Source organism: Pseudomonas sp. BGA-UO-ETr-WB11 (assembly GCF_059567785.1).
This window is the reverse complement of record NZ_JCAQOS010000005.1, coordinates 162,497-181,271: the sequence shown is the minus strand read 5'-3', so window position 1 is coordinate 181,271 and position 18,775 is coordinate 162,497. Positions and strand designations below refer to the sequence as shown.

Sequence of the window (18,775 nt, the reverse complement as noted above, 5' to 3'; positions counted from 1 at the left end):
AGCGCTGCTCGACTCAGGCCGCCTGATGCAGTCGGGCGTTAAACAGTGGCCCGCGGCTATATACAGACAGCGCCTTGGCGGCGGCCAGCACTCCCAGATCGACCAGCGGTTCGATCAGGATCACGCTCATATACGCCAGGCCAAAGCTACCCACGGCCATGAGGTTGTCACTGGCAAAGCCGTTGCCATACAACGCCCAGAAACCAACCCAGGCCACGATGCCGCCCTGATAGGCCGTCGACAGTGTCAGCGCCTGTTTGTAGGAGAGGTCCACATACGCGGTGCCTGGGGCAATGATGCGTTTGGCCAGCACGCTGATCGCCCACAAGGGCACCAGCAAGGTGGTGACGTTCATGCCGTACTGAGGCAAGTCGAACTGGGCGAACAACAGCCCCTGCAAGAGCAGGCCGGCGGCTAGACCGATGGCGGCCGCACCGGCACCAAACAGCAGCAGCAAGGTCGAGCCGAGGATCAGGTGTACCTCGGAGACCCCGACCGCCTGATGCGGGAAGACCTCGAAGAAGCAGAAAACCAGCGCTGTGGTCAGCAGACTGCGCAACGCCAGAGCAGCAAGGCCGCCATTGCTGCGCACGCTGTCGAGTGCAAGTTTGCTCGTCAGCCCAAGGGCCGTGACTGCGGTTGCGTAGCTGAGCATAAGTTTGGCGCCTTCAACGACGCCGGGTTCGATGTGCATAGAGATTCCTGTACCGCGCCCACCGCGCGATGATCCGGATTGAGGGAATGGGCATAAGCGCCCGACTTCGATGGCAGGTCTCCTGGCTCACGGTTTAACACTTCGCCCGCCTTCCCAGCCTTACTGGCCAGTGGCGTATGGGCGTCATCTACCGTTTACAGTTGCGGGGGCAGCCATGGCTTCGGCACCTGTTGGGGTGCCACCATGTTCCCTTTTCATCCAGTCGCGTGACACGAGCTGGAACCATCGGCGGCCACCTTACCCGGCGGCCGTTAGAAATGACAGAGCCCGGCGTTTACCGCGCAGGTAAACCAACGGACTGAGTAGCGCCTGACGCCGCATGACGCAAGCAAGTGAAGACGCCACTGGCATTGGCGCACAGCTGCCCCTGGGCATCGTGCAGCGTGGCCTGCACCGCGATCTGTCGCCCGTTACGCTGCAGCACGCGGGCCTCCGTACGTAGCGGCAAGGCCGTAAGACCAATCGGGCGCAGGTAATTCACTTGCAGGCTAGCGGTCACGTAGACCTCCTCGGCACTGGCCTGCGAGTACACCGCCAATCCCAGCGCCGCATCGAACAGCGTGGCGGTGTAGCCGCCATGCACACCGCCGAGCGGATTGAAGTGCACGGCCGGCGGCTGACTGCTGAAACCCGCCACCCCGGCTGCGGCCTGCAACTGAGAGATCCCGTAGTCCGCACCAATATCACCGGCCAGCCAGGCCTTTAACCGCTCAAAAAGACTGGTGTGCATAATGCTCAGTCCTCAGCTCAGGTGCGGCGTACTGCGCGCCAGCAGCGCCTCGACATTCACCCCACGCGGCAGGGTGCCGTAGACGCGCCCGCAGTGACCCAGGCGGCTGGCGATAAAGGCGTCGCTCACCGCGGCATTGCCGGCCTCCAGCAGTAGCTTGGCCTGCAGGGCGATGGCCACGTCCTCGGTCAGTTGGCGGGCGCGGTATTGGATGTCGTCTTTGTCGGCGAAGGCGTTTTTCAACTGGCCGATATGGGCGTGCAGGCGCGCATCGCCATGGCCGTCGCCGAGCTCGGCAAACAGCGCATCGAGCACACCCGGCTCCTTGGACAAGGCGCGCAGCACGTCCAGGCATTGCACGTTGCCGGAGCCTTCCCAGGTGGAGTTGACCGGCGCTTCGCGGTACAGCCGCGGCAGGATGGTCTCTTCGACATAGCCGGCGCCGCCCATGCACTCGGCGGCTTCATTGATCATCGCTGGCGCGCGCTTGCAGATCCAATACTTGCCAATTGCCGTGACCAGGCGAGCGAACTTCTGTTCCTGCTCGTCATCCCCACGGTCCAGGGCGTGGCCCATGCGCAGGGTCAGGGCCAGGGCCGCTTCGCTTTCCAGGGCCAGGTCGGCCAGCACGTTTTGCATCAGCGGTTGCTCGGCCAACAACTTGCCACTGACCTGGCGGTGCGCGCAGTGGTGCGCGGCCTGGGTCAGGGCCTGACGCATCAGGCTGCTGGAGCCGACCATGCAGTCAAAGCGGGTCAGCGCCACCATCTCGATGATGGTCGGCACGCCGCGCCCCTCTTCACCGACCATCCAGGCCAGGGCACCGCGGAACTCCACTTCGCTGGAGGCGTTGGCCCAGTTGCCCAGTTTGTTTTTCAGGCGCTGCACATAGAACTGGTTACGCGAGCCGTCCGGGCGATGGCGCGGCAGCAGAAAGCAGGTCAAGCCCTTGTCGGTGTAAGCCAGGGTGAGGAAGGCATCGCACATCGGCGCCGAACAGAACCACTTGTGCCCTACCAACTCATAGGCCTGACCCGGCCCGCCAGCACTCACGGCATGGGCGCGGGTGGTGTTGGCGCGCACATCGGTGCCGCCCTGCTTCTCGGTCATGGCCATGCCAATGGTGACACCGGCCTTGTGCTCCATTGGCACGTTGCGTGGGTCGTACTCGCTGGCGAGGATCTTCGGCAGCCAGATCTCGGCCACCTCAGGCTGCAGCTTGAGGGCCGGCACCGAGGCGAAGGTCATGGTCAGCGGACAGCCACTGGCGGCTTCGGCCTGACTGTGCAGATAGGTCAGGCCGGCGCGGGCAACATGGGCACCGGCACGCGGATCGGTCCAGGGCAGCGAGTGCAGGCCATGCTCGATGGCTGTGGCCATCAGCTGGTGATAGGCCGGGTGAAACTCCACCAGATCGGCGCGATTGCCGTAGCGATCATGGCTCTTGAACACCGGTTTGTTTTCATTGGCGAGAAAGCCCGCCGCCATCAGCGGCCCGCCGGCCAGCGCACCATAGGCATCCAGTTTGTCGGCCGCCCAGCCAGCGCCGAAGCGCTGCACCCACTCTTGCAATGGCCGGTCGAGGCGGTACAGGTTGGCGCCATCGAGGGACGGCACCTGATTGAACACGTCGTGGGTTTCGGCGTACTGATGCAGGCTCATGGGACAGTCTCCAGGCGAGGTTCAGGATCGAGGGTCGACAGGTCGGCGCCAACCGCGCGCAGACAGAAATGACTCAGGCCCAGGCTGACCGCCGCCAGTTGCTGCGGATCGGGCTGCGGGCTTTGCGCGGCCGGGGCCAGCGGCCCGACCAGGGCTTCGGCAATCGCACCGACCAGGCAGGCGGCGGTCAGGGCCGGCGGTTGCAGGGCAAACTGGCCGGCGCTCATGCCTTCCAGCAACAGATCGCCAAACAGTTCGGCATAGGCCTGGCGGTAGATCAGGCGCTGCTCGTCAACCTGCGGCTCCACCGGCTCGGCGATCAAGGCATAGGCCAGCCGGCGGCTGTACCAGGCGCGGGCGGCGAACTGCTGCACGCCAGCGGCCAGGCGCTGCGGCGCGCTACCGGGGGCACTCAGGGTGGCGGCCAGGGCGTCGACTTCACGCTGGCTGGCGCGGGCAAACACCTCGGCGGCCAGTTCTCCCTTGTTGCTGAAGTGGCGGTACAGGCTGCCGGTGGCAATGCCCACAGCATCAGCCAGGGCCTGCATGGTCAGGGCAGCAAAACCGCCGGCAATCACCCGCGCCAGGGCCTGGTCGAGGATGCGTTCACGCAGGGCCTGGTCACGGTCGATACGGGTGGCGGTGGCGCGGTAAGCCATGGTCTGAATCCTGATTCACAATAGCTACAGTGAATCAGGATTCAGACTTTGCTTAAAGTGTCATTCCGGCCAATCACGCCGCTGAAATGCCACATGCCACTGCAGGCGCTCGCCCCATCCTTTACCAGGTCGCCTGAATTCGCGGCCAAGGCCGCTCCCACAGGGTTTGCGGCAGACCTGCTGTTGTGGGAGCGGCCTCGACCGCGAATGGCGAATAGTGCGTGGCGCGTGGTGCTTAGAGGTGCCGACACAGCAGCCAGTCGTGCAGCATGGTTTGCAGGCTGTCGAGCTTCACGGGCTTGCTCAGGCAGTCGCTCATGCCGGCCGCCAGGCAGCGCTCACGCTCGCCGCCGGGGTTATTGGCGGTAATCGCCAGAATCGGCAGTGTCGCCAGGCCAGGCAGTTGGCGCAGTGCCCGGCAGACGGCGAAGCCATCCACTTGCGGCATCTGGCAATCCATCAGCACGGCGTCCACCGGCGCCTGGCGCACCGCCTCCAGCGCCGCCACGCCACTGTCGACGCAACGCACCTGATAGCCGAGCTTGAGCAACATACCGCGCAGCACCAGCGTGTTACTGCCGCTATCTTCCACCAGCAACAGACTGCACTCGCCCGGCTGCCGATAGGGCTCGCCGCGCGGCCGCACCGGAGCTGGCGGGAGTGGTGCGCGATGCCCAGGCAGGCCGAGGCTCAGGTCGAGCTGAAATTCACTGCCGCGGCCCAGGACCGAGGTGTGACTGAGGCGCCCGCCCAGCAAGGCCAACAGCTGCCGGCAGATCGCCAGGCCGATGCCCAGGCCACCGTATTCGCGGGTCAGGGAGCCGTCCAATTGCTGAAAGTGCTGATACAGCTGGTCATCGCCAGCCGCCTGGAAGCCCACCCCGCTGTCACTCACGCGGATCTGCAGCTGCACCTGCTGCGCGCCGCTGACGCCTCCATCCACATGCAGGCTGACGTGCCCGCTGGCGGTGAACTTGATGGCGTTGTCCAGCAGGTAGCTGAGGCATTGCCCCAGCTTGCCGGCGTCACCTTGCACGCTGTCGGGCAGGCGCGGGTCCAGTGCCAGGACAAAATCTAGGCCCTTCTCCGCGGCCCGTTCGGCGAAGCGCTGACGCAGGCTCGCCAACAATCCCTGCAGGCTGAACGGCGCGCACTCGGCCTGCAGCTTGCCGGCCTGTAGCTCGGTGAGCATGAGGATGTCATTGACCATCTGCAGCATGTCCCGCGCCGAGACCTCTGCAATGTTCTGGTACTGGGCCTGTTCGGACTCCAGCGGCACGGTATTCATCAACTCCAGCGCACCGATCACCCCATTCATCGGGGTGCGCAGCTCATGGGTGATGGTGGCGAGAAATTCGTCCTTGAGGCGGTTACTGGTGGCCAGTTGGTCATTCAAGGCGCTGAGTTTGGCGCTGGCGTCCTGAAGAATCTGCTCGCGCTCCTCCTTCATCACGTTGATGCGATCCGCCAGGGCCAGGGACAGCAGCGCCACCTCCATGGCCGCGCCGATCTGACTGGCATGCAGAGTGATAAACATGCTCGGCAAAACGCCCATGGACATCAGGGTATACACCAGAGCGCCGAGCAGAAAGGCACTCCAGGCCAGAAGGAAATACCGCGCCTGACGCAAGCCACGCCACCAGGCCATGACCCCAGCGGAGAAGCACAGCACGGTGAACATCAGCGCCAGGTAGGGGGCCAGATGCAAGGGCAAGGCATAACCGATGGTCAGCGTCAGGCCGATCATGAGCAGCCCGAAAGCCATTAGCAGTTTCAGCGCACGGTCCATCCAGCGGCTGAAATCAGCGGTGTGCAAAAAGGTGCGCACGAACTGCGCACCAAAGGCGGCCGTGGCACCAAGCAGAAACGGCGGCGCCGCATTGCCCCACTCCGGACTGTTAGGCCACAGGAACTGGGTGCCTACGCCATTGGCCGAGGCCTGATAGAGGCCGATCGCGGCGATATAGAAGATGTAATAGAAGTAACTGGCGTCGCGCACGCTGAGGTAGATAAACAGGTTGTACAGCAGCATCACCAGCATCACGCCGTAGATGATGCCCAGCAGGTAGGTGTGCCGCGGCATCTCTTCCAGGTAGGCCGTGGGTGCCCAGAGGGTCAGCGGCGCCTGCAGTGAACCTTCCGTTTGCAGACGCAGGTACAAGCGCTGCGGCTGGCCGGGCTGCAGCTGCAATTCAAACAGGTAGGTGCTCTGTTTGATCTGCCGCTGACTGAAGGGCCAAGCATCGCCACTGCGGCTGACCAGGGTAAAGCCACCGCGGCCGTCCTCCCGATAGAGATCGACATGATCCAGCGGTGGATAGGCCAACTCCAGCAGCCAGGTCTGCTGGCCACGTGCGCTTTGAGGCTGATAGTCGAGGTCCAGGCGCAGCCAGTAGGCCGAGTCGGTGTAGCCGACGTTGAGCACGGATTTGTGATGAGCATGGAAGCTGGCGGCCAGCACCGGCGAGCTGACATCGGCAATGCTGGCCGTGCCGCGCAGGTCTTCGAACACCGCCAACGACGGCCCCAGGGACAACTTTCGAGCGTGCTCATCAAAACTCAGCGCCATGGCACTGAGCGGCATCCAGGCCAGCAGCACGGCCAGCAACCAATGCCTGAGCGTCAGTGGCCGGCGCCCACCGCTGCCCGATCTGTTCATGGCTTGGCCCGGCACAGCAGCCAGTCGTGCAGCAACACCTGCAGGGACTCGAACTTCACAGGTTTGGCCAGGTAATCACTCATGCCCGCGGCCAGGCAACGCTCACGGTCACCACTGTGGCTGTGGGCCGTAACGGCCAGCACCGGCAGTTCGCTGCAGCCGGGTAACTGGCGCAGAGCACGGCACGTGGCAAAGCCATCCATCACCGGCATCTGGCAGTCCAGCAGCACGGCATCGACGTGCTCCGTGCGCAGCAGGTCGAGGGCCTGAGCACCGTTATCGGCGGTGCGTACCCGATAACCGAGCTTGAGCAACATGCCGCGCAGCACCAGTTGGTTGATGGCGTTGTCTTCCACCACCAGCACCGTGCACTGCTCAGGCTGACGCTGCAGCGGGCCACTGGGGCGCGGCAACGCCTGGGACTGTTGCGCTCCCTGCTCAGGCAAACCCAACTCGATGGTCAACTGAAAGCAACTGCCCTGACCCGGTTGTGACTGCTGACTGAGCTGGCCGCCGAGCAACGCCACCAACTGCCGACAGATCGCCAGCCCGACGCCAAGACCACCGTACTCACGGGTCAGCGAGCTATCCAGTTGCTGGAAATGTTGAAACATCGGCTGTGCGGCACTGGCGCTAAAACCAACACCGCTGTCGAGCACGGCGAAATGCAATGGCAGGCCACTGCCCTGCACACCGCTGCGCACCACCCGTAAGGTGACGCTGCCCTGCTGAGTGAACTTGATGGCGTTATCGAGCAAATAGCCCAGGCACTGGCCGAGTTTGCCGGCGTCGCCTTCGAGGGTATCTGGCAGGTTTTCATCCAGCTCCAGATTAAAACGCAGGCCTTTGTCCGCAGCCCGTGGCCCGTGCTGCACGCGCAAGCTGTCGAGCAACCCGCGCAAGCTGAACGCCGCGCAACGCGGATAGAGCTTGCCGGCCTGCAACTCGGTAAGGGCGAGAATATCGTTGACCATGCGCATCATGTCGCGGGCTGAGCTGCTGGCGGTCTTCTGGTACTGGGCCAGCTCGACCTCCATCGGCAAGGTCTGCATCAACTCCAGCGAGCCAATCACCCCATTCATGGGCGTGCGCAATTCATGGGTAACGGTGGCGAGGAACTCATCCTTCAAACGGTTGCTGTTGGCCAGCTCGCGGTTCAAGACTTCCAGATCCTGCCCGGCGCGCTCAAGGATGCGCTCACGCTCCGCCTTCATCGCATTGATGCGGTCCGCCAGGGCCAGCGACAACAAGCCGACCTCCAGGGCCGAGCCGATCTGACTGGCGTACATGGTGAGGAACATGTTGGGCAGGTAACCCAGCACCATCAGGGTGTTGATGATGCCGCCGAGCAGGAACGCACTCCAGGCAAAGATAAAGTAGCGCGCCACCCGCAAGCCGCGGCGCCAGGCAAGAATACCGACGCAAAAAATCAGCACGGTGAACAGCAGCGCCAACACCGTGGCCAGCCGCAAGGCCAGACCATAGCTGGCCACCAGCGCCAGTAGCATCACCAGCAGGCCGGCGCCCATCAGCAGCAGCAACAGCCGATCGGCCCAAGGGCTGTGTTCGCGGGTGTGCAAAAAGCTGCGGGCAAACTGACAACCAAACAGCCCAGAAGCGCCGATCAGGAACGGCGTTGCCGCATTGGCCCACCAGGGGTTGTCGGGCCAGAAATACTCGATACCAGCACCGTTGACCGACACCTGATAAAAACCGAACGAGGCGATATAGAGGATGTAATACAGGTAGCTGGGGTCGCGCACGCTCAGGTAGATGAACAGGTTGTACACCAGCATCACCAGCAGCACGCCATAGATGATGCCCAACACGTAGATGCGCGCGGGCTGCTCTTCTAGGTAGGCCACCGGCGACCACAGCGACACCGGCACCTGCACAGACCCCTGGCTTTGCACCCGCAGGTACAGGCGCTGCGGCTGGTTGGGCTGCAGGTTCAGTTCGAACAGGTAATTGTTCTGCGCCACAGGACGACTGGCGAACGGCAACAGGTCGCCGGTGCGCTGCGCCAACTGGAAGCGGCCCTGACTATCCGGCAGGTACAGATCGAGGTGATCCAGTGGCGGGTAGGCTACCTCCAGCAACCATGGCTGCTGACCTTTCAAGGCCTGCGGGCGATAGTTAAGGTCCAGACGCAACCAGAACACCGAACGCGAGTAGCCGGCATTGAGCACCGCACGGTCATGCAGACGGAAGCTGTCCGCCAGGACCGGCGAGGTGATCTCGGCGATGTTGGCGTCGCCACGCACATCCTCGAACACCTCCAACTCAGCACCCAGGGGCAACTGACGGGTGAACTCATCGAAATCGACTGCAGCCGCCAACGCGGGCGCGAGACAGAGGAGCCAGAACAGAACAGAACGCATAAAGCCCCACGCACAAATGGCAACAACATCCGTCGCAGCAGGATCACGCCACGAACCATAGATGGCCAAAAGCCTGCACTTTAGCACAAGCGTTCTACACCCCAGAATGCCCGCAGCGGTGCGAAAAGACGGATTGATGATAAGCTCGCGCACCATGACGACCTATACCTCCCGCCCCGTTGTTCTCTGCCTCTCGGGTCACGATCCGAGTGGCGGTGCCGGCCTGCAGGCCGATATCGAAGCCTTGCAGGCGCAAGGCTGCCATGCCGCCCCGACCGTGACCGCACTGACGGTGCAAGACACCGCCAACGTGGTCAGCTTTCGCGTACTCGACCGCGACTGGGTGCTAGCCCAGGCCCGCACGGTGATCGCCGACCTGCCGATTGCCGCCATCAAGCTGGGCATGCTCGGTTCGGTGGAAATGGTCGATACGGTGATTGAAATCATCCAGTCGCTGCACGGCATCCCGGTGGTCTGCGACCCAGTGCTGCGCGCCGGCGGTGGTGGCGCCCTGGGCCAGGACGATGTCGGCTATGCCCTGCGCGAACGTTTGCTGCCACTGGCCACGATCGCCACCCCCAACCTGCCCGAAGCGCGCCTGCTGGCCGACCTGCCCGAGGGCAGCGCCGATGAATGCGCGGCCATTTTGCTGCCCTACTGCCGCCATCTGTTGATTACCGGCGGCCATGGTGACGAAAGCGCCATCCACAACCGTCTGTATAGCCGCAATGCCAGCCCGCAAACTTCCACGTGTGTGCGCTTGCCGGGCAGCTATCACGGTTCCGGCTGCACCTTGGCCAGCGCCCTGGCCGGTCGCCTGGCCCAGGGCGAAGCCCTGCACAGCGCGGTGCAAACGGCGCTGAATTACACCTGGCGCACCCTGCGCGACGCCGAACAACTGGGCCACGGCCAGTACGTGCCGCGCCGCTTGCCGCTGGACCTGGCTTAACTAACACGACGATAAACCTGTGCCGATAAACAACCTGCGCGGCCTCTATGCCATCACCGACAGTCAGTTGCTGGCTGACGGCAAGCTGCTGCCCTATGTCGAGGCAGCCTTGCAGGGCGGCGCACGCCTGCTGCAATACCGCGACAAGTCCGCTGATGCGGCGCGCCGCCTGGATGAGGCACACGCCCTGCAGGAGCTCTGCGCGCGCTATGACGCCAGCCTGATCATCAATGACGATGCCGAGCTGGCCGCGCGCCTGGGCGTTGGCCTGCACCTCGGCCAGGGCGACGGCTCGCTACCGGCCGCCCGCGCCCTGCTCGGCCCGCAAGCAATCATCGGTGCCACCTGCCACGCCAGCCTCGACCTGGCCGCCCAAGCCGCCAACGATGGCGCCAGCTACCTGGCCTTCGGCCGTTTCTTCAATTCGCAGACCAAACCCGGTGCGCCGGCCGCCAACGTCGAACTGCTCGACCACGCCGGCGCCCGTTTCGCGCTACCCCTTACCGCCATTGGTGGCGTCAGCCTGGACAACGCCCCGGCGCTGATCGCCCGCGGCGCCAGCCTGATCGCAGTGATCCACGCCCTGTTTGCCGCTGAAAGCGCCGCCGCGGTAAAAACCCGCGCCCGCGCGTTTAGCGACCTGTTCAATTCCAATTAGCCCGCCCGTTTCGAGAGGCCCTGCCCATGTCCCGTTCTGCTCCCCGTTCAAACACCCTGTTTGCCAACGCCCAAGAACACATCCCTGGCGGCGTTAACTCGCCAGTACGCGCGTTCAAAAGCGTCGGCGGCACGCCACTGTTTATCAAGAGTGCCGAAGGCGCCTACATCGTCGACGAAGACAACAAACGCTATGTCGACTACGTCGGCTCCTGGGGCCCGATGATCCTCGGCCACAGTCACCCCGAGGTGCTCGACGCGGTACGCAGCCAGCTCCAATACGGCCTGTCGTTCGGTGCGCCGACCGCCATGGAAGTGGAAATGGCCGACCTGGTCTGCAGCCTGGTGCCATCCATGGACATGGTGCGCATGGTCAGCTCCGGCACCGAAGCGACCATGAGCGCCATTCGCCTGGCACGTGGCTATACCGGTCGCGACAACATCCTCAAGTTCGAAGGCTGCTACCACGGCCACTCCGACAGCTTGCTGGTGAAAGCCGGCTCCGGCCTGCTGACCCAGGGCGTACCGAGCTCAGCCGGCGTGCCGGCGGACTTCGCCAAACACACCCTGACCAGCGCCTTCAACGACCTGGCGGCCGTCACCAGCCTGCTCGCCGAAGTCGGCCAGAGCGTCGCCTGCATCATTGTCGAGCCAGTGGCCGGCAACATGAACTGCGTGCCGCCGGCACCGGGCTTTCTTGAAGGCCTGCGCGCACTCTGCGACCAGCACGGCATCGTGCTGATCTTCGACGAAGTGATGACCGGCTTTCGCGTCGCCCTCGGTGGCGCCCAGGCCCATTACGGCGTGACCCCGGACCTGTCGACCTTCGGCAAGATCATCGGCGGCGGCATGCCGGTGGGCTGCTTCGGCGGCAAGCGCGAAATCATGCAGCAGATCGCCCCGCTCGGCCCGGTCTACCAGGCCGGCACCCTGTCGGGTAACCCGCTGGCCATGGCCGCCGGCCTGACCACCCTAAAGCTGATCAGCCGCCCTGGCTTCCACGCTGAACTGAGCGACTACACCAGCCGCCTGTTGCAGGGCCTGCAAGAGCGCGCCGATGCCGCGGGCATCCCGTTCGTTACCACCCAGGCCGGCGGCATGTTCGGTCTGTACTTCAGTGGCGCGGACGACATCGTCACCTTCGACGACGTGATGGCCAGCGATGTGGAACGCTTCAAGCGCTTCTTCCACCTGATGCTGGATGCGGGCGTGTACCTGGCACCAAGCGCCTTCGAGGCCGGCTTCACCTCCATTGCCCATGGCGATGCCGAGCTGGCGCTGACCCTGGATGCCGCCGAAAAGGCCTTTGCTGCCATGAAAAACGACTAAAACCTGCTGCCAACCGCCGCCCCGGCGCAATGCCGGGGGGCGCTCAGCAGAAAAGCCGGCAAAGCCTTTGTGCCCAGGCCCCGGCTTATTTCATAATGGCGAGGCTGGCGCGCTGCGCTAGCCAGGCTGGATGCCTGTTCTGCTTCCCGAGGCTCTCTGATTTCCATGAACCGCACCGGCCGCAGCCTGACCATGGGTTGCCTGTTGCTTCTTTTGCCCCTGCTGGCCAGTGCCGCGGGCAACTCCTTGTTGGTCCCCAGTAGCGGTCGCTGCGCCCTCAACAGCCTGCCCGAAGACCTGCCCCAAGCCCTGTCCAGCTGCCAGCAAGCTGCCACCAGCGGTGATGTGCAGGCGCAGTTCGAGCTGGGTAGCTTCTATTACGACAACGAACTCAGCGAACGCGACCTGGCTCAGGCCCGGCAATGGTTCGAGCAAGCCTCGCTGCAAGGCCACGCCCAGGCCCAGCACCGTCTGGGCCTGATGTTTTTCCGTGGCGAAGGCGTGCCGGCCAACAATGTGCAGGCCTATATCGTGCTGAAAATGGCAGCGGTCAATGGCGCTGAAGAGGCACTGGACAGTGCTGACCTGGTGGCCATGCAGATGCGCGCCGACGAGCTACAACTGGCCAGCCAGGTGCTCGGGCAAATCTTCCGTGATTATTTGCTGCAACTGCAGGGCAACCCGTCGTTGTTTGCCCCGACACCTGCGCCCGCCACTGCACCCTGAAGCCAGCCGTTAGCCTAATGCCAGTCAGTTAAGAGGCTCGCTCGGAGCATTTACCGTACACCAGACGCCAGAGGCGTAGCCCGGATGCAATCCGGGGGCGGATTTGCAGGGCAACGAGCGTCCCGGATTGCATCCGGGCTACAAAAAGCCATTCCCTTGGCTTAAGTGATCGGCATTAGCCGCTAGCCGGTTTTACTTATCCGGCATCGGCATGGGGAACGGCATGATATTACTCACGCCCTTGGCCTCACTGATTTTCGGCGTGCCCATGCGCTCGACTTCGTCGATGCGCACAATCGAGTGCATGGGCACGAAGCTGCGCACCACACCGTCGAACTGGGCCTTGAGTTTTTCTTCGCTGGGATCGACCACCACCTGGGTGCGCTCACCGAAGACGAACTCCTCGACCTCCAGAAAGCCCCACAGATCGCTTTGATAGATCTGCTTGGCGTACATCTCGAACACCTGGCCCTGGTTGAGAAAAATCACCTTGTAGATAGGTTCGCGCTTGCTCATGGATAGCCAATAACACCGGCAAATTGGGGGCGCGCAGCATAGCACAGCCACCTGACGCAGAAGGCCAGGGTCTGCTGTCGCTTCATTCGCGAACCGCGTTGCTGCGAGAAATGGTCCCCGGTTAGGCGCAGGACGCAGGTAATGGTTATTCCCTTGCCAAGTCCTGCAACGACAGCGGGGGCCATTTCTCACGCAACCCGAAGGGCCGGGCCTGCTTTTGTGCGAGGCGGCGTTACTCGTCGCTTATTTGGAACAACCAAATCGCGCTTCTCGCGCCTTGCCTCGCGCAAAAACAGACGCCGGCGCGGTCGCGAATGAAACGACAACAGACCCTAGGAGGCTGAGCGGTAGCTCGCCTATAATGCGCGGTTCTGCGAACCACCCTTTGAGCCCGCATGACCAAGAAGCTGTATATCGAAACCCACGGCTGCCAGATGAACGAGTACGACAGCTCGCGCATGGTCGACCTGCTGGGTGAACACCAGGCCATCGAACTGACCGAACGCGCCGAAGACGCCGACGTGATCCTGCTCAACACCTGCTCGATTCGCGAGCGCGCACAGGACCGGGTGTTCTCCCAGCTCGGCCGCTGGCGTGAACTGAAACTGGAAAACCCCGACCTGGTAATCGGCGTCGGCGGCTGCGTAGCCAGTCAGGAAGGTTCGGCGATTCTCAAACGCGCGCCCTATGTCGACGTGGTCTTCGGCCCGCAGACCCTGCATCGCCTGCCGGAAATGCTCGATGCCGCGCGCAGCTCCGGCACCGCCCAGGTGGACATCTCCTTCCCGGAAATCGAAAAATTCGACCGCCTGCCGGAACCGCGCGTGGAAGGCCCGACCGCCTTTGTCTCGGTGATGGAAGGCTGCAGCAAATACTGCTCGTTCTGCGTGGTGCCCTACACCCGCGGCGAAGAAGTCAGCCGTCCGTTTAGCGATGTACTGCATGAAGTGCAGCACCTGGCCGAGCACGGCGTGCGTGAAGTGACCCTGCTCGGACAGAACGTCAACGGCTACCGCGGCAGCAGCAGCGACGGCCGCCTCGTCGACCTGGCCGAACTGATTCGCGCCGTGGCCGCCATCGACGGCATCGAACGCATCCGCTACACCACCTCGCACCCGCTGGAGTTCTCCGACGCCCTGATCACGGCCCATGCCGAGGTGCCGGAACTGGTCAAACAGCTACACCTGCCGGTGCAATCGGGCTCGGACCGGATTCTCGCCGCCATGAAGCGCGGCCATACGGCGCTGGAATACAAGTCGCGGATTCGCAAGCTGCGCGCCGCCGTGCCGGACATCATCATCAGCTCGGACTTTATCGTCGGCTTCCCCGGCGAAACCGATAAAGACTTCGAGCAGACCATGAAGCTGATCGAAGAGGTCGGCTTCGACTTCTCCTATTCCTTCGTCTACAGCGCCCGCCCCGGCACACCGGCGGCAGACCTCAGCGATGAGACCTCGCAGGAAACCAAGCGCGAGCGCCTGGCCCGCCTGCAGCACAAACTCAGCCAGCAGGGTTTCGAGAACAGTCGACGAATGGTCGGCAGCGTGCAGCGCATCCTGGTCAGCGACTACTCGAAAAAAGACCCCGGCCAGCTGCAAGGCCGCAGCGAGGCCAACCGCATCGTCAACTTCCGCTCCGACAACCCGCGCCTGATTGGCCAGTTTGTCGACGTGCGGATCGACGAAGCCCGCCCCAATTCGTTGTTCGGCACGCTACTGAACAATTGACTCAATGGCCGGCCATGCTTTCACCCATGGCCGGCCGGGGTTATCCTGCGTCCCACTATCCCGATTAAAAGATCACCTTGAACGCACCCATAGAACCTCATCGTTTTACCCTGGAGCCCTTTGAGGCGCGGCGTTTCGCCAACCTCTGCGGGCAATTCGACGAGCACCTGCGGCTGATCGAACAGCGCCTCGAGATCGAGATCCGCAACCGCGGCAACCAGTTCGAACTGCTTGGCGAGCCGCAACAGACGCTCTCAGCTGAGCAATTGCTGCGCCGCCTGTACCGCGAAACCGACGCCAACGACCTGTCGCCGGACATGGTTCACCTGTTTCTGCAGGAAACCGCCATGACCGAGCAGAACCTACCCAGTGCCGAACCGAGCATCGCCCTGCGCACCCGCAAAGGCATGATTCGCCCACGCGGCACCAACCAGCAGCGCTACGTCAAAGCCATCCTCGAGCACGACATTAACTTCGGCATCGGCCCGGCCGGCACCGGCAAGACCTACCTCGCGGTGGCCTGCGCCGTGGACGCCCTGGAGCGCGAGCAGATTCGCCGCATCCTTTTAGTGCGCCCCGCCGTCGAAGCGGGCGAGAAACTGGGCTTTTTGCCCGGTGACCTGTCGCAGAAGATCGACCCCTACCTGCGCCCCCTGTACGACGCCCTGTATGAAATGCTCGGCTTTGAGCAGGTGGCCAAGCTGATCGAGAAACAGGTGATTGAGGTCGCACCGCTGGCCTATATGCGCGGTCGCACCCTGAACAACAGCTTCATCATTCTCGACGAAAGCCAGAACACCACCCTGGAACAGATGAAGATGTTCCTCACCCGCATCGGCTTCGGCTCCACCGCGGTGATCACCGGCGACATTACCCAGGTCGACCTGCCACGCGGCACCAAGTCCGGGCTGACCCACGTAATCGACGTGCTGCGCGACGTGCCGGGCATCAGCTTCACGCACTTCAAGCCCAAGGACGTGGTGCGCCATCCGCTGGTACAACGCATCGTTGAGGCCTACGAGCGCTTCGAAGCCAGCCAAGCCCCCCACGACGCCAAGGCGCACCGCCATGATTGAACTCGACCTGCAGGTCGCCAGCGAAGGCCAGGCGCCAAGCCTTGAGCAGTTGCAGCAGTGGTGCGCCCTGGCCCTGCGCCAGCGCAGCGCCGACTCGGAACTGACCATTCGCCTGGTGGATGAGCCCGAAGGCCGCGAGCTGAATAACACCTGGCGGCACAAGGACTACGCCACCAACGTGCTGTCGTTCCCGGCGGACGTGCCAGACGGATTGCTGGACATCCCGCTGCTTGGCGACCTGGTGATCTGCGTGCCGGTGGTCGAGCGCGAAGCTGCCGAACAGGGCAAAAGTCTGGAGGCGCACTGGGCTCATTTAGTGATCCACGGCTGCCTGCACCTGCTCGGCTACGACCATATCGACGACGCTGAAGCCGAAGAAATGGAAGCACTGGAACAGAACTTGCTCGCTGAACTGGGCCACCCTGATCCCTACGCGGACGATGAATAAGCCCGCCACATCCTAATTAGCCGTTATCCGTTTCAAGGAGCTGTGAGTACACAAGCATGAGCGAAGACCGATCGAGTAGCGGGCAAAAGTCCTGGCTGGGCAAGATTACCCAGGCTTTTACCCATGAACCGAAAAATCGCCAGGAGCTGCTGCAACTCCTGCGTGAGGCGCACCAGAACAAACTGCTGGACGCCGAAGCCCTGGCCATCGTCGAAGGTGCCATTCAGGTCGCCGACCTGCAGGTACGCGACATCATGGTGCCGCGCTCTCAGATGATCAGCATCAAGGCGTGCCAGTCGCCGACGGAGTTCCTTCCGGCGATCCTCGACTCCGCCCACTCGCGCTACCCGGTAATCGGCGAAAGCCTCGACGAGGTGATCGGCATTCTCCTGGCCAAGGACCTGCTACCCCTGGTATTGCAGCAACCCGGCCAACCGTTCAACGTCCGCGACGTGCTGCGCCCGGTCACCTTCGTGCCCGAGTCCAAGCGTCTCAACGTGCTGCTGCGTGAGTTTCGCGCCAACCACAACCACATGGCCGTGGTCATCGATGAATACGGCGGCGTTGCCGGCCTGGTGACCATTGAAGACGTGCTGGAGCAGATCGTCGGCGAGATCGAGGACGAGCACGATATCGAGGAAGACAGCTACATCAAGCCACTGCCCAGCGGCGACTTCCTGATCAAGGCCCTGACCCCTGTGGAGAACTTCAACGAGTTCTTTGACAGCAGCCTGTCCGACGACGAGTTCGACACCGTTGGCGGCTTGGTGATGAGTGCCTTCGGCCACCTGCCCAAGCGCAATGAAGTCATCGCCATCGGCGACTTCCGCTTTCGCGTACTGAGCGCCGACAGCCGCCGCATTCACCTGCTGCGCCTGACCACCGAAACCGGCTAAACAACGCCCGTGCCTGCCGCGCGACAACCCCGTCAGCGCGGCGGCACGGCGTCCCGCTCAGCACCGGTTTACCTACTCTGCATGTGCCCGCATGACCCGCTGCTCGCCGACAAGGAACGCCCCATGAACTGGATCACTCGCCCCGGCTGGCCGGGCAACCTGCTGGCACTGTTCGCCGGCGCCCTCACACCACTGACCCTGGCCCCATTCGACATCTGGCCACTGAGTTTGCTGTCATTGGCCTTGTTCTACCTCGGCCTGCGCGACCTCACGCCCAAAGCGGCGCTGTGGCGCGGCTGGTGCTATGGCCTGGCCCTGTTCGTTGCAGGCACCGGCTGGATCTACGTCAGCATTCACGACCACGGCGGCGCTTCGGCACCACTGGCCGCTGGCCTGACCCTGGGTTTCTGCGCCGCCATCGCCTTCTTCTTCGGCCTTGCAGCCTGGCTGTGGGCACGCTGGTTGCGGCGCAACGAAGCGCCACTGGCCGACGCTTTGGCTTTCGCCGCCCTGTGGCTGGTGCTGGAAGCCTTCCGCGGCTGGTTCCTCACCGGTTTCCCCTGGCTGTATGCCGGTTACAGCCAGCTCGACGGTCCCCTCAGTGGCCTGGCGCCTGTGGGCGGCATGTGGCTGATTTCCTTCGTGCTGGCCCTCAGCGCCGCCTTGCTGATCAACCTGCCGCGCCTGCGCACACGACCAGTTTTTCTGGCGACAGCAGTGGTTTTGTTGGTAGCCCCCTGGCTGGCGGGACTGGCCCTTAGCGGCCACGCCTGGACCCAACCTGCCGGCAAGCCACTGAGCGTGGCCCTGATGCAGGGCAATATCGCCCAGAACCTGAAATGGGACCCGGCCCAGCTGCGCGCCCAACTGAATCTGTACCGCGACCTGAGCCACAACGCCAAACCGGCGGATTTGCTGGTTTGGCCGGAAACCGCCGTACCGGTACTCAAGGAATACGCCGACGACTACCTGGTCGACATGGGTGCCTTCGCCAGCAGCCGCAACAGCGCACTGATAACCGGCGTACCGGTGCGCCAACTGAACGCGCGCGGCGAAAAACGCTACTACAACGCCATCACCGCCGTCGGCCAAGGCGAGGGTACCTACCTCAAGCAGAAGCTGGTGCCGTTTGGTGAATATGTCCCGCTACAGGACCTGCTGCGTGGCCTGATCGCCTTCTTCAATCTGCCGATGTCCGATTTCGCCCGCGGCCCGACTGAGCAGACCCTGTTGCAAGCCAAGGGCTACAGCATTGCCGGCTTTATCTGCTACGAAGTGGTGTACCCGGAGTTTGCTGCCAGCCTTGCGGCGCGCAGCAACATCCTCCTGACGGTCAGCAACGATGCCTGGTTCGGCAGCTCCATCGGCCCCCTGCAACACCTACAGATGGCGCAGATGCGCGCCCTCGAAGCGGGCCGCTGGATGATCCGCGCCACCAACAACGGCATGACCGTGCTGATCGACCCGCAAGGCCAGATCACCGCCCAGCTGCCGCAATTCGAGCAGGGCGTGCTGTACGGCGACGTGGTGCCGATGCAGCAACTGACGCCCTACCTGCGCTGGCGCGGCTGGCCCATGGCGATTCTCTGCGGCGTACTATTGGGCTGGGCCCTGCTCGCCAGCCGGATGGCCAAGACCCTGTAAC

The 18,775-nt window shown here is 63.4% G+C and carries 16 protein-coding genes and 1 riboswitch; of the genes, 9 read left to right on the top strand and 7 right to left on the bottom strand.

The window, feature by feature from the left end:
- Nucleotides 1-13: 13 nt before the first annotated feature.
- From AC56DI_RS06235 to AC56DI_RS06210, 6 genes are all read right to left on the bottom strand, one after another.
- A complete protein-coding gene (locus AC56DI_RS06235; protein WP_496345378.1) occupies nucleotides 14-694 on the bottom strand; it encodes an energy-coupling factor ABC transporter permease in 681 nt (226 codons plus the stop codon).
- 55 nt (nucleotides 695-749) lie between these two features.
- Nucleotides 750-957, bottom strand: a riboswitch (cobalamin riboswitch).
- A 32-nt stretch (nucleotides 958-989) separates the two neighbouring features.
- Nucleotides 990-1,445, bottom strand: coding sequence for a PaaI family thioesterase (locus tag AC56DI_RS06230; protein ID WP_496345377.1), 456 nt, complete (start codon nucleotides 1,443-1,445; stop codon nucleotides 990-992).
- A 12-nt stretch (nucleotides 1,446-1,457) separates the two neighbouring features.
- Nucleotides 1,458-3,107, bottom strand: coding sequence for an acyl-CoA dehydrogenase family protein (locus AC56DI_RS06225; protein WP_496345376.1), 1,650 nt, complete (start codon nucleotides 3,105-3,107; stop codon nucleotides 1,458-1,460).
- Nucleotides 3,104-3,766 (bottom strand): TetR/AcrR family transcriptional regulator, encoded by a 663-nt coding sequence (locus AC56DI_RS06220; protein WP_496345375.1) that lies wholly within the window; start codon nucleotides 3,764-3,766, stop codon nucleotides 3,104-3,106. Before AC56DI_RS06220 ends, AC56DI_RS06225 begins: the two co-directional genes overlap by 4 nt.
- Before the next feature lie 235 nt (nucleotides 3,767-4,001).
- Nucleotides 4,002-6,425, bottom strand: a complete 2,424-nt coding sequence (locus AC56DI_RS06215) for a hybrid sensor histidine kinase/response regulator (protein ID WP_496345374.1) — start codon at nucleotides 6,423-6,425, stop codon at nucleotides 4,002-4,004.
- Entirely contained in the window at nucleotides 6,422-8,806 is a 2,385-nt protein-coding gene (locus AC56DI_RS06210) for a hybrid sensor histidine kinase/response regulator (protein ID WP_496345373.1), read from the bottom strand. Before AC56DI_RS06210 ends, AC56DI_RS06215 begins: the two co-directional genes overlap by 4 nt.
- Before the next feature lie 154 nt (nucleotides 8,807-8,960).
- Here AC56DI_RS06210 and AC56DI_RS06205 point away from each other — a divergent pair, with 154 nt between their 5' ends.
- The 4 genes from AC56DI_RS06205 (at nucleotide 8,961) to AC56DI_RS06190 (ending at nucleotide 12,467) form a co-directional block, all read left to right on the top strand.
- Entirely contained in the window at nucleotides 8,961-9,755 is a 795-nt protein-coding gene (locus AC56DI_RS06205) for a bifunctional hydroxymethylpyrimidine kinase/phosphomethylpyrimidine kinase (protein WP_496345372.1), read from the top strand.
- Nucleotides 9,756-9,780: 25 nt separating this feature from the next.
- A complete protein-coding gene (gene thiE / locus AC56DI_RS06200) occupies nucleotides 9,781-10,413 on the top strand; it encodes a thiamine phosphate synthase (RefSeq protein WP_496345815.1) in 633 nt (210 codons plus the stop codon).
- 26 nt (nucleotides 10,414-10,439) lie between these two features.
- Nucleotides 10,440-11,741, top strand: coding sequence for a glutamate-1-semialdehyde 2,1-aminomutase (gene hemL / locus AC56DI_RS06195; RefSeq protein WP_496345371.1), 1,302 nt, complete (start codon nucleotides 10,440-10,442; stop codon nucleotides 11,739-11,741).
- Nucleotides 11,742-11,906: 165 nt separating this feature from the next.
- Nucleotides 11,907-12,467, top strand: coding sequence for a tetratricopeptide repeat protein (locus AC56DI_RS06190; RefSeq protein WP_496345370.1), 561 nt, complete (start codon nucleotides 11,907-11,909; stop codon nucleotides 12,465-12,467).
- 192 nt (nucleotides 12,468-12,659) lie between these two features.
- Here AC56DI_RS06190 and AC56DI_RS06185 read toward each other — a convergent pair whose 3' ends face one another.
- Nucleotides 12,660-12,983 carry a DUF1820 family protein gene (locus AC56DI_RS06185; protein WP_324518609.1) on the bottom strand — a complete coding sequence of 108 codons (324 nt, stop codon included), beginning with the start codon at nucleotides 12,981-12,983 and terminating at the stop codon, nucleotides 12,660-12,662.
- A 395-nt stretch (nucleotides 12,984-13,378) separates the two neighbouring features.
- Here AC56DI_RS06185 and miaB point away from each other — a divergent pair, with 395 nt between their 5' ends.
- The 5 genes from miaB (at nucleotide 13,379) to lnt (ending at nucleotide 18,774) form a co-directional block, all read left to right on the top strand.
- Nucleotides 13,379-14,710, top strand: a complete 1,332-nt coding sequence (gene miaB / locus AC56DI_RS06180) for a tRNA (N6-isopentenyl adenosine(37)-C2)-methylthiotransferase MiaB (protein ID WP_496345369.1) — start codon at nucleotides 13,379-13,381, stop codon at nucleotides 14,708-14,710.
- Between the two features lie 77 nt (nucleotides 14,711-14,787).
- Nucleotides 14,788-15,786: a PhoH family protein gene (locus AC56DI_RS06175; protein ID WP_496345368.1), complete on the top strand. Its 999-nt coding sequence runs from the start codon at nucleotides 14,788-14,790 to the stop codon at nucleotides 15,784-15,786.
- Nucleotides 15,779-16,234 carry an rRNA maturation RNase YbeY gene (gene ybeY / locus AC56DI_RS06170; RefSeq protein WP_496345367.1) on the top strand — a complete coding sequence of 152 codons (456 nt, stop codon included), beginning with the start codon at nucleotides 15,779-15,781 and terminating at the stop codon, nucleotides 16,232-16,234. Before AC56DI_RS06175 ends, ybeY begins: the two co-directional genes overlap by 8 nt.
- 56 nt (nucleotides 16,235-16,290) lie before the next feature.
- Nucleotides 16,291-17,130: a CorC family transporter gene (locus AC56DI_RS06165; RefSeq protein ID WP_496345366.1), complete on the top strand. Its 840-nt coding sequence runs from the start codon at nucleotides 16,291-16,293 to the stop codon at nucleotides 17,128-17,130.
- Nucleotides 17,131-17,253: 123 nt separating this feature from the next.
- Nucleotides 17,254-18,774, top strand: coding sequence for an apolipoprotein N-acyltransferase (gene lnt, locus AC56DI_RS06160; protein WP_496345365.1), 1,521 nt, complete (start codon nucleotides 17,254-17,256; stop codon nucleotides 18,772-18,774).
- Nucleotide 18,775: the final 1 nt, after the last annotated feature.

Bases quoted from the DNA above. Each gene is read 5' to 3' on its own strand.
- AC56DI_RS06235 (WP_496345378.1), bottom strand. From the start codon at position 694: ATGCACATCGAACCCGGCGTCGTTGAAGGCGCCAAACTTATGCTCAGC.
- AC56DI_RS06230 (WP_496345377.1), bottom strand. From the start codon at position 1,445: ATGCACACCAGTCTTTTTGAGCGGTTAAAGGCCTGGCTGGCCGGTGAT.
- AC56DI_RS06225 (WP_496345376.1), bottom strand. From the start codon at position 3,107: ATGAGCCTGCATCAGTACGCCGAAACCCACGACGTGTTCAATCAGGTG.
- AC56DI_RS06220 (WP_496345375.1), bottom strand. From the start codon at position 3,766: ATGGCTTACCGCGCCACCGCCACCCGTATCGACCGTGACCAGGCCCTG.
- AC56DI_RS06215 (WP_496345374.1), bottom strand. From the start codon at position 6,425: ATGAACAGATCGGGCAGCGGTGGGCGCCGGCCACTGACGCTCAGGCAT.
- AC56DI_RS06210 (WP_496345373.1), bottom strand. From the start codon at position 8,806: ATGCGTTCTGTTCTGTTCTGGCTCCTCTGTCTCGCGCCCGCGTTGGCG.
- AC56DI_RS06205 (WP_496345372.1), top strand. From the start codon at position 8,961: ATGACGACCTATACCTCCCGCCCCGTTGTTCTCTGCCTCTCGGGTCAC.
- hemL (WP_496345371.1), top strand. From the start codon at position 10,440: ATGTCCCGTTCTGCTCCCCGTTCAAACACCCTGTTTGCCAACGCCCAA.
- AC56DI_RS06190 (WP_496345370.1), top strand. From the start codon at position 11,907: ATGAACCGCACCGGCCGCAGCCTGACCATGGGTTGCCTGTTGCTTCTT.
- AC56DI_RS06185 (WP_324518609.1), bottom strand. From the start codon at position 12,983: ATGAGCAAGCGCGAACCTATCTACAAGGTGATTTTTCTCAACCAGGGC.
- miaB (WP_496345369.1), top strand. From the start codon at position 13,379: ATGACCAAGAAGCTGTATATCGAAACCCACGGCTGCCAGATGAACGAG.
- ybeY (WP_496345367.1), top strand. From the start codon at position 15,779: ATGATTGAACTCGACCTGCAGGTCGCCAGCGAAGGCCAGGCGCCAAGC.
- AC56DI_RS06165 (WP_496345366.1), top strand. From the start codon at position 16,291: ATGAGCGAAGACCGATCGAGTAGCGGGCAAAAGTCCTGGCTGGGCAAG.
- lnt (WP_496345365.1), top strand. From the start codon at position 17,254: ATGAACTGGATCACTCGCCCCGGCTGGCCGGGCAACCTGCTGGCACTG.